This is a genomic window from Pedobacter sp., assembly GCF_035566355.1.
Taxonomy (GTDB): Bacteria; Bacteroidota; Bacteroidia; order Sphingobacteriales; family Sphingobacteriaceae; genus Pedobacter.
Genome location: NZ_DATMRL010000168.1, coordinates 18,540 through 29,907 on the forward strand (window position 1 = coordinate 18,540; position 11,368 = coordinate 29,907).

Consider the following 11,368-nt stretch of genomic DNA (forward strand, 5'->3'; position numbering starts at 1 on the left):
TGTTTAATTCATTTGATTAGTTATCCATTAGAGTACAAACTAAACCAATAGTTACAACCCCTTTCAATTATATAAATTGAACGATTAAGTTTCACTCTTCCATCTTCCTTTTTTACCTAAATCCGACCAATAAACAGTCGCAATATGTTTAATTTTGCGGAGTGTATTTATTACACTAACATAAATGAAACCCTCGCGTGCAGCAGTACGCAAACCGACCTGAATAAAACCGGGTCGCATATGATAGCTTCAACAGTAATAATTTATATTGATGAAAAAAAGTCTACTAACGCTTACGCTCGGCGGTCTGGGTATAGGCATCACAGAATTCGTGATGATGGGTCTGCTTCCAGACATCGCCAAAGATCTTTCCATAACCATTCCTCAGGCCGGACACCTGATTTCGGCCTACGCCCTGGGCGTCGTAATCGGCGCACCGCTACTTATTGTTATTGCAGGAAGTTATCCTCCCAAAAAAATCCTGATTGCTTTAATGATCATGTTTACAGCATTCAATGCGCTTTCTGCTTTTGCCCCTGGCTATCACACGCTATTTATTGCCCGGCTGCTTGCCGGACTTCCTCATGGTGCATTCTTTGGTGTTGGCTCTGTTGTGGCCAGTAAAATCGCAGAAAAGGGAAAAGAGGCACAGGCGGTATCATTAATGTTTGCTGGCTTAACTATCGCCAATATAGCTGGAGTACCATTAGGCACCTATATCGGTCACCATTTTCTCTGGCGGTATACATTTGTGATCGTCGTTGTTGTTGGTTTAATTACCCTATTCAGTTTGAAAGCATGGCTGCCGGCCTTGCCTGCAACTAAAGACAGAAATTTAAAACAGGAACTCGAATTTTTTAAACGTCCGGAAGCATGGCTGATCATCCTCATGATTGCCATTGGAACAGGTGGTCTTTTCTCCTGGTACAGCTATATCGCTCCGCTGCTTACCGAAGTTTCAGCTTTTTCTGCAGATTCCATAACTTATATACTGGTCCTTGCGGGATTGGGCATGTTCGTTGGAAACCTCGCTGGAGGTAAACTTGCGGATCGCTTTTCTCCGGCCAATGCCAGTGTCGTTCTGTTGCTTATTATGGCCGCAACCCTGGTCATTGTTCACTATATTTCTGGTAATCAGATTCTTTCTTTAGTTATGACTTTTATAACGGGAGCAGTAGCCTTCGCCCTGGCATCCCCTATTCAAATGCTGATGATCAATACTGCAAAAGGATCCGAAATGCTGGCTGCATCTGTTAGCCAGGCCAGTTTTAACATAGGTAACGCACTGGGTGCGTTTCTAGGGGGCTTACCCTTAGCTGCAGGATATGATTACACTTCACCTGTATTTGTAGGAACTCTTATGGCCTTAACTGGTGCTGGTTTTGCCTGGATGCTGATCCTCAGAAACAAAAAAACACGGGGAATATTAGAAACAATAAAAAATTAACCAGTCCTTTGCAAGAATGAAACAAAGCCTGAGAAAAACTACATTTACCCTGGTGCTGATCAGCATATCAACAATGCTTTTTGCCCAACAATCAGTTTTTAGAAATAAGCTAAATGAGCTCATTAAAGCGCATAAAGCAACCATAGGCTACTCCTTACTTGATCTTCAAACCGGCGACACTGTTACTGTTAATGGTGCAAAACACCTGCCTATGCAGAGTGTTTATAAATTTCATTTGGCACTGGCTGTGCTTCATCAGGTAGACCAGGGGAAGCTTCAGCTCGATCAAAAAATCCTGGTTCGGAAACAAGACCTTCTACCCGACACATGGAGTCCCTTAAGAGATAAATACCCCGCAGGAAATGTAAAAATCTCTTTAAGCGAATTGTTAAGTTTTACTGTTTCACAAAGCGACAACAATGGCTGCGATATTCTATTCCGGTTAATGGGTGGACCGGCTAAGGTTCAACAATATATCCGTAGCCTCGGTGTATCTGAAGTTGCCATTGCTGCAACTGAAGAACAAATGCACCGGGACGATCAAATGCAATTCACCAATTGGTCCACCGCCCGTTCGGCAACCCAGCTCCTGGGTTTATTTTATGCCAAACCTATCCTTTCCAAATCTTCTCGTAATTTCCTCTGGAAAGTTATGAGCGAAACGATCACCGGACCAAATAAGATCAAAGGGCTACTCCCTCCGGCAACGGAAGTTGCACATAAAACAGGCAATTCAGGCAGCAATACATCCGGCTTAACCGCCGCCACTAACGACATTGGAATCGTCACATTACCCAATGGAAAACATTTTGCTATAGCCGTGTTTGTGTCTATGACTACTGAGGATGAAAAGACAACTGATCGCATTATTGCAGAACTGAGTAAAGTAAGTTGGGATGAGTTGATGAGCAGGAAATAATCATACCTTTGTATGTCCAATGCTAAAAAACCTTACCATATTTAAATCTGCTGCGTTTGTATTTCTGTTCAGTCTGCTGATCTGCTTAAGGGCTTTTTCACAAGTCCCTGTTGAGGTCAATGACAATGTCAGCCAGCAGATTTTCTCATTCAACCAGATTGAAGTACTGAAAGATCCCGGAGGAAAACTCAGTTTTGATCAAATCAGCAGCAAGACATATCATAATCAATTTAAACCCAGCAAGACAAGTACGCCGCAAGCCACATCCTTCAATACAACCTATTGGTTTCGGATTCGGATCAAACACAATAGTAAAGCAGAAAAATACTTTTTACTGGAGTTTTTTGATCAAACCATAGATCATATTACCGCTTATATCCCGCAAGACAACGGAACATATAAAACGAAAATATTCGGAGACCGTTATAAATTCAGCCAAAGGGTGTTACGGCATAAAAATTTTGAACTCCTGATCGACAATAAGAACGATCTTGTTCAAACCTATTATTTCAAAATCAGGTCTTCCCAGGTTGCCGACGCCATTATTGTACTCCGAAGTGCAGAATGGTTTATTGCTTATGCACTGAATGAATATTTCTTCTTTGGCATATTTTACGGTATGATTCTGGTTTTCAGTTTCTATAATCTGATTATGTTTATTGCCATCCGGCAAAAACAATATCTGTACTATGTCCTGTACAATTTAAGCGTAGGTCTGTTCGAGATGAGCAATGATGGTATAGCCTACCAATACCTCTGGCCAAATGCTCCCGGGTGGAATCAAATTGCTTATGCCTTTGCCCTGTGCGCAGCCAGTATATTTGCGTTGCTGTTTACACGTGCATTACTTTATGTAAAAGCCAAAGCTCCGCGGTTAAACCAGATTATTTTATGGATCATCGGATTAAGGATTGCTTTTTTCGTGTATAGTCTTCTGTTTAATCAAAATTTGTTCAGCTATAAGTTTATAGAGTTCATCCCGCTTTCAGCAGCCTTCTTTACCGGAATTTACATTTATAGTAAAGGTTACCTGCCGGCAAGATTCTTTGTATTAGGCTACGGCTTCCTATTTCTTGGCTTTACTATGAAACTCTTGATCATGCTTCATTTTGACTGGCTCAATTTTGGGGTGATCAGCTACTATAGTTTGAGCTTTTGTTTTGTTCTTGAAATGGTGTTCCTTTCCTTTGCTATCGGAGACAAGGTCAGCATCTTAAAAAAGAAAAAGGACAAAGCCCAAAGACAGATCATTAAACAAATGGCAGTCAATGCCAAACTCAAAGACAATCTGAACCAGGAACTGGAGCGTCAGGTAGAAGCCAGAACCAAAGAAGTTTTTCATAAGTCTCTCATCATCGAAGCCAAAAACAGTGAACTACAGCAGGCCAATGACTTGCTCCTCCAACAGGCAGAAGAGATCACCAGGATGAACATTCTTCTGGAACAAGATAACCAGGAACTACAAACCAATGTAGAGAAAGTAACCCGAGACAGAGTCATGTCTGCTGATGTGGACTTTGAAGAGTTCAGCAGGATCTATCCGGACAAGGAAAGCTGCAACCTCTTTCTGGCAGAATTGAAATGGAAAAACGGTTATATTTGCCGCAAGTGTAAAAACACACATTTCTATGCCGGCCATATTCCTTACAGCCGCAGATGCAGCAAATGTGGCTATGAAGAATCTGTAACCACCTACACCATTTTTCACAACACCAGGATCCCCATTAACAAAGCATTTTATATGGTCTTCCTGATCTTTTCTTCCAAAGGAAAAATTTCATCGCACAAGCTTTCAGAACTGCTGAATATCCGGCAAAGTACTTGCTGGACCTATGGAACCCGGATCAAAACCGTTATGGAAGAGCGAAAATCTAAACTCAAAAAGACCAATAAAAATGGCTGGAGCGAGTTGGTTTTAGATTAAGTAATGATCGCTTGTGCATAAAACAACAGGAATTCCTCTGTCCTTTCCCTATAAAAAGGTCTTTTTTCAGATGAAAAAACACAGGGTATTGAACCGTATCGTGCCCTCAAAGTAAGTCGCCCCGTTAAGTAATCTTAAGCACTGTTTATCAGCCGTTAAGCAAGCTATTGAACTACGGTACTAAAGCGTATCGAAATCATTACAACTAACTAACCATCAGTCTATTACATTAAATATTTTTTATAATTTACTTGGATTTAACCTTAAAGTCAGCTTAACTTTATCCATCAATTTAATTTAAACAAAGCAAAAAATCATGACAAAAAAGTTTACTCTTTTTATTGTTTTTCTCTTGTGTTCTTTCGGTATCGCGATGGCACAGGACATTACCATAAAAGGTGAAGTCAGAGACCAGAAAGGTCTACCTTTACCTGGTGTTTCGGTAAAAGTCAAAGGCACCTCGCAGGGAGCCATGACGGGAGCTAATGGGTCTTTTCTCTTAAAAGCACCTGCCGATGGTACCCTTACTTTTTCATTTATTGGTTATAAAACCGCAGAGCAGGCTATTGCCGGGAAAACCACGCTCAATGTAACTCTGGCGGACGACAACAACCAGCTCAATGAAGTGGTTGTTGTTGGTTATGGTACACAAACCAAGAAAGATCTCACCTCAGCAATTGTCTCTGTTTCTTCAAAAGACATCGAGAATCAACCCATCACCAACGCCGTACAAGCCATACAAGGTAAAGCAGCAGGTGTACAGGTGAGTTCTCAATCTGGAAAACCAGGCGCAGGCATTACGGTAAGCATACGTGGTAACACGTCTATCCTGGCCTCCAACAGTCCATTATACGTTATTGATGGAGTAACCTCGCGTGATGCAAGTTTCATCAACCCAAATGACATCGAAAGCATGACCATCTTAAAGGATGCATCTGCAGCAGCCATCTATGGTTCCAGTGGTGCAAATGGGGTAGTGTTGATCACCACTAAAAAAGGCACTCAGAAATTAGCTGTCGGTTTCAATGCATTTACAGGTTTCTCTAATCTTTGGAAAAAAGAAAAAGTTTTAAACAGAGATCAATACGTTGCTCTGATGGAAGAGTTGGGCTATGGTGTAGAAGGTCTAGGTAAGGAAAATACGGACTGGCAAAAGAAAACTTTTGGAACAGGTATTCAAAACAACTACCAGCTATCGCTGTCGGGTGGTATTAAAGGTGGTCAATACTCTTTCTCTTCCGGCTATCAGCAGGATAAAGGGGTCGTTGCTCCGGCAAAACTGGATAAATATACCATGCACTTCAACGGTTCTCAAAGTCTAACCAACTGGTTAAAATTATATGCAACTGCAGCTTTAACTTCAAAAAATTCAATTGATGTTACCGACAATGCAGGTGCCGCTAAAGGTGGAACAATTATCGCGGCATTGGCTACTCCACCAACTATTGGTGTGTATAATGCTGATGGCACATACGCATCCAATCCTTATAAAGCGGGGTCTGAAAACCCATACGGTGCAGCTTTCGCGGCCAACAACAATACCAATGAATTAAGGTTCCTGGGCTCTTTCGCTGCAGAGATCAAATTTACAAAAGACCTGTCTTTCAAATCCAGCATCAGTGCCAACAACAGAGATGCTTATTATACTTATTTCTTAGATCCATACATGACCACTTACGGACGTGATCAGAAGGGTTTATACAACAACAACAAGACCAAAGACCATGTATGGCTAAACGAAAACATCTTGAGCTATGCTAAAAACGTAGACAAGAATGCCTTCACTGCAACTGCCGGTATGACTCTGCAGTCTTCAGATTACTTGTACACACCTTACTCAGAAAGCAATTTCCTGGGACCTAATAAACAATTGTTGCCTCGCGGATCAAATGTTCCGGCACAAGTTGTAACGGCAGCGCAATGGACCAAACGTTCTTATCTTGCCCGTGTAACCTATGCATATGACAGCAAATACTTATTTACTTCAAACTTCCGTGCCGATGGATCTTCCCGTTTCGGAAAAGACAATAAATATGGTTATTTCCCATCAGCTTCTGTAGGCTGGAGAATCTCAGGAGAAAATTTCCTGAAAGACAGCAAGTCGATCAATGATTTAAAACTACGTGCAAGCTGGGGTAAAGTTGGTAATGACGAAGGTATTGGAGATTATCCATATCTGGAACTTTACCAGCCGGATGCTCAGGGAAATTATACACTTAGCCAATTGCCAAACAACCAGCTGCAATGGGAAGCTTCTACCCAAACCAACCTTGGTCTGGATCTGAGCATGTTCAACAGCCGCATCACCTTTACTGCCGATGCTTACCTCAAAAAAACAAATAATTTACTGATCAACCAACCCCTTCCAAACAGTGTTGGATTTGGTAAGATTGTAAAAAATGTGGGTGCAGTAGAAAACAAAGGTCTTGAGTTTGTTCTTTCTACAAAAAACGTTGAAGGGAAAAAATTCACCTGGAATACAGACCTGAACTTCTCTCTTAACAGAAACAAAGTGACCAGCCTTGGAGATAAAGTGAGTTCCATAAGCTTTGGCGGAATCTATCAGCGCGACGATGCCATCAGAGTAGAGGTTGGCCGCCCATTGGGCAGTTTCTATGGTTATGTTGCCACAGGAGTTAACCCCGAGACCGGTATGGAAACCTACAAAGATCTGGATGGGGACAACCAGATTACCGCAGCCGACCGTACCTTTATTGGTTCTGCACAACCTAAATTTACTTATGGTGTAAACAATACCTTAACTTATGGGAATTTTGGTCTGACCTTCTTATTCCAGGGTGTACAAGGAAATGACATTTACAATGCGTCCAGAATGGAACTGGAGAGTTTAAATGACTCCAAAAACCAATTGGCTACTGTTCTGAACAGATGGACACCACAAAACAAGAACACCGACATCCCTAAAGCCATTAAAGACGACACCGACAATACCAAGACGTCAAGCCGGTTTGTAGAAAACGGTTCATACCTGCGTTTGAAAACGGCCACACTGTCTTACAATTTTGGACAAATGGCATTGGGCAAATTAAAAATGAGCAAAGTGATGATTTACGCTTCCAGCTATAATCTGCTCACCTTTACAAAGTACAAAGGATTTGATCCGGAAGTCAATCAGTATGATGCCAACGGTCCTTCAATGGGCGTAGACTATGGAACGTATCCTCAGTCCAGAACATTCTTATTTGGTGTTAACGTAGGTTTTTAATTTAAACAGAACATGAAATTCAAATTATATTCATTGATCGCAGCAGGCACACTAGCCATGACACTTGGAAGCTGCAAAAAAGATTTCTTAGACAAAACCCCAATTACACAGGTCGGTCCTGATCAGGCTTTCGCCGATGCGGCAGCAGCAGAAAAACTGATTGCAGGAGCTTATTCCGGTATGTATGTCGATTACCACATCTGGGATTACATGACCAATGGAGATGTAACTGCAGACAATTGCTATGCTGGAGGAGATAATGCCGATAATATCGCCATTGACAAATTCACCATCATCTCCACAAACGGTAACGTTAAAAGAGACTGGAATGGTTTGTATGGTAATATCAAAGACTGTAACATCATCCTGAACAATGTTGGAAAAATCAGCGATCCTAAACTGGACGTGAATAACAGAAGACAACAGATCCTTGCAGAGGCGAGCATCATGAGGGCCTATATGTATTTTAACCTGGTGAGAACCTGGGGCTCGGTACCATTGGTTCTTGCTCTTCCGAGCACAGATGCAGAATACTATCCTAAAAAAGCGTCAGTTGATGAGATTTACACACAAATCATCAAAGATTTGGAATTTGGTGCTGCTAATGCAGCCTCAACTGCCGCCAACAAGGGAATCGTAACCAAAGGTGTTGCCAATGCCTTATTGTCGAAAGTTTATGCAAGCATGCCAACGCCGAACTGGGCTAAGGTACAGCAGTATGCAGACCTGGTGATTTCCGGAGGTTATTCTTTAATGAGTAATTACGATAACCTTTGGGATTCCAACCACAAAAACAATACTGAAGCCATCTGGGAAATGCAATATGATGGCTGGGGAGGTGTTCATGGAAACTGGATGCCGAGTGTGATCGTTGGTTTAGGATGGAAAAAGTTCAATACCCCAACCAATGATCTTGTGGCTGCATTTGATGCTGAAGGCGATGCCGTGCGTAAAAACTCCAGCATTTCATTTCTGAACGTAAGTGCAGAGGGCTGGACAGATAGTTACTGGTCAAAAACAAGCTATCCTTTCATCAACAAATACAGAGCTGATGACAAATCCGACAGTTACATCCTCAGACTCGCAGACATTATGCTGTTGAAAGCTGAAGCCCTGAATGAACTTAGTGCAGGTGGATGGTCATCCGCTAAAACCATTGTTGATCAAATCAGATCGAGGGTTAAACTTGCAGGTACCCCAGCTGCAGACCAGGCGTCTATGCGTTTAGCCATAGAAAAAGAACGTCGTCTGGAGCTTGCTTTCGAAGGACACAGGTGGTTCGATTTGCTGCGCACCAATCGTGCTGTTGCTGTAATGAACGCACAGAAAGATGGCAACGGAGCCTCTCTGAATTACAATGTTACTCCCGGCAAACTGCTCTTCCCTATTCCACAGGAAGAACTGGACAGGAATCCGAATGTAAGATAATTATCAATTACCCGACAAAGGCTGTGTAGACAGCCTTTGTTATATACACACACTATGAACCATAAGAAAAGTTTAATTCCGATCCTCTTATTTTGCAGCGTTTTTACCGCTGAAGCACAAAACAGCAAGGAAGCTAAAGTTGAGGCTTTGCTTAAAAAAATGACCCTCGAAGAAAAAGTGGGCCAAATGGCACAGATCACCCTGGATGTGATTGGCAAAGGCAAAGACCGCTTTACCAGCTATGAGCCCTTTACTCTCGATCAGAAGGAAATGGAAAAGGCGCTGGTCCAATATAAAATTGGCTCTGTACTGAATACCTCGAATAACCGGGCAAGAACAACTGCTGTTTGGTATGACATCATTGGTAAAATCCAAAAAGTAGCGATGAGCAGTAAAAACCGTATTCCGGTGATCTACGGCATAGATGGTATCCACGGAGAAACCTATACTGCCGGAGCAACCATGTTCCCTCAGGAGATTGGACAAGCAGCTACCTTTAACCGTAAGCTTGTGCGTGAAGGTGCAGAGATCTCTGCTTACGAAACCAGGGCAAGTTCTATTCCATGGACTTTTTCTCCACAGCTGGATCTTGGACCTGATCCCCGTTTCCCGCGTCAGCAGGAAACTTTCGGAGAAGACCCTTACCTGGCTGGAGAACTTGGCAAAGCCATGGTCAAAGGATTTGAGGGAGAAAACAACGATGTTTCCAATCCATTTCGCGTAGCCACCTCCGTAAAGCACTTTTTAGGTTATCAGTCTTCAATTTCCGGAAAGGACAGAACACCTGCCGTAATTTCAGACCAGGCCCTGAGAGAATATCATCTTCCTCCCTTTAAAGCAGCCATTGATGCAGGTGCAAAAACCATCATGATCAACTCCGGTTTGATTAATGGCGTACCCGTACATGCCAATTATGAGATCCTGACCAAAATGCTGAAAGAAGAACTGGGTTTTAAAGGCCTGGTGGTTACAGACTGGGGCGATATAGAAAACCTGTACGCCAGAGATCATGTCGCAAAAAACAACAAAGATGCGGTTAGGCTTGCTATTAATGCCGGTATAGACATGTCAATGATTGCCTACAATTATGAGCCTTTTTGCGATGACCTGATTGCGCTGGTTAAAGAAGGTCAGGTCAAAGAAGAACGGATCAATGATGCGGTAAGAAGGATCCTGATGGTAAAATATGACCTCAACCTTTTTGAAAAACCGACCACCAATCCAAAAGACTACCCTAAGTTCGGAAGTCCTGCTTTCGAAAAAGCAGCTTACAACACCGCAGCAGAGTCAATTACATTACTAAAAAACACCGATCAGATCTTACCATTAAGCAAATCTCTAAAAGTTTTGGTTACCGGACCAAACGCCAATTCCATGAGAACCCTTAATGGTGCATGGACCTATTCATGGCAAGGTGAAAAAGTAGAGGAATTCGCTGCAAAATACAACACCATTTTAAAGGCCATTCAACGCAAGGCCGGACAGCAAAATGTAAGCTATGTACCGGGTGTAAGTTATAAAATGGACGGCAAGTATTATGAAGAATATGTAGACAAAATGGATGAAGCGGTGAATGCAGCCAAAAATGCAGATGTTATTGTACTTTGTTTAGGAGAAAACACTTATACAGAAACTCCAGGTAATTTAAATGATCTGTATATCTCAGATCTTCAAACAGAACTGGCACAGAAATTAGCTGCAACCGGTAAAAAGATCATTCTTGTATTAAATGAAGGAAGACCCCGTGTGATCAGTAAATTTGAAAACAAAATGGCTGCTGTGCTACAGACCTACCAACCTGGTAACTTTGGCGGAGATGCCCTTGCAGACATCTTATATGGCGATGTAAATCCTTCAGGAAGATTACCTTATACCTACCCTCAGTACCCTAACGCCTTATTTACCTATTACCACAAGCCATCGGAATCCCGTTCTACTACCGAAGGTGTATATAACTACGATGCAGATTACAACCCTCAATATGTTTTTGGGCAAGGTTTAAGCTACACCACTTTTACCTACAGTGATATTAAACTCAGCAGTAAGATTCTTAAAGCTGGCGAGAAATTAACCGTTTCTGTCGACATCACAAACAGTGGTAAAGTAAACGGTAAAGAAAGCGTACTCTTATACACCTCCCAACTGGTATCCAGTCCAATTAGCCCGGATGCTAAACGTTTAAGAGCCTTTGATAAAATTGACCTGAAACCAGGCGAAACCAAGACGGTAACTTTCCACATCAGCCCGGAAGATCTTGCTGTAGTGATGCCTGATCTCAAAAAAGTAACCGAGCCAGGGGAGTTCACTATCCAGATCGCAGATAAGAAGATTAATTTTAACTATAGCCTTTAAGCCTTATGATGAAACCGATTTACAGTCTTTGCCTGCTTGCTGCAGTGACTTTAGGAGCCTGCTCTGCCAGGA

Annotated in this window: 6 protein-coding genes; all 6 read left to right on the forward strand. The window is 42.2% G+C overall.

All coding sequences use genetic code 11. From position 1 onward, the window contains the following. Window positions 1-271: 271 nt before the first annotated feature. Window positions 272-1,447 (forward strand): MFS transporter, encoded by a 1,176-nt coding sequence (locus VNZ46_RS06650; RefSeq protein WP_199080505.1) that lies wholly within the window; start codon window positions 272-274, stop codon window positions 1,445-1,447. 28 nt (window positions 1,448-1,475) lie between these two features. Further along, complete coding sequence (gene bla / locus VNZ46_RS06655) at window positions 1,476-2,366, forward strand: class A beta-lactamase, subclass A2 (RefSeq protein ID WP_414693470.1); 891 nt, start codon at window positions 1,476-1,478, stop codon at window positions 2,364-2,366. A gap of 19 nt (window positions 2,367-2,385) precedes the next feature. Then, window positions 2,386-4,290: a 7TM diverse intracellular signaling domain-containing protein gene (locus VNZ46_RS06660; protein WP_325559313.1), complete on the forward strand. Its 1,905-nt coding sequence runs from the start codon at window positions 2,386-2,388 to the stop codon at window positions 4,288-4,290. A gap of 316 nt (window positions 4,291-4,606) precedes the next feature. After that, window positions 4,607-7,516, forward strand: a complete 2,910-nt coding sequence (locus VNZ46_RS06665) for a TonB-dependent receptor (protein WP_325559314.1) — start codon at window positions 4,607-4,609, stop codon at window positions 7,514-7,516. Between the two features lie 12 nt (window positions 7,517-7,528). Further along, window positions 7,529-8,944 carry a RagB/SusD family nutrient uptake outer membrane protein gene (locus VNZ46_RS06670; RefSeq protein WP_325559315.1) on the forward strand — a complete coding sequence of 472 codons (1,416 nt, stop codon included), beginning with the start codon at window positions 7,529-7,531 and terminating at the stop codon, window positions 8,942-8,944. A 54-nt stretch (window positions 8,945-8,998) separates the two neighbouring features. Further along, window positions 8,999-11,296: a glycoside hydrolase family 3 N-terminal domain-containing protein gene (locus VNZ46_RS06675; RefSeq protein WP_325559316.1), complete on the forward strand. Its 2,298-nt coding sequence runs from the start codon at window positions 8,999-9,001 to the stop codon at window positions 11,294-11,296. Window positions 11,297-11,368: the final 72 nt, after the last annotated feature.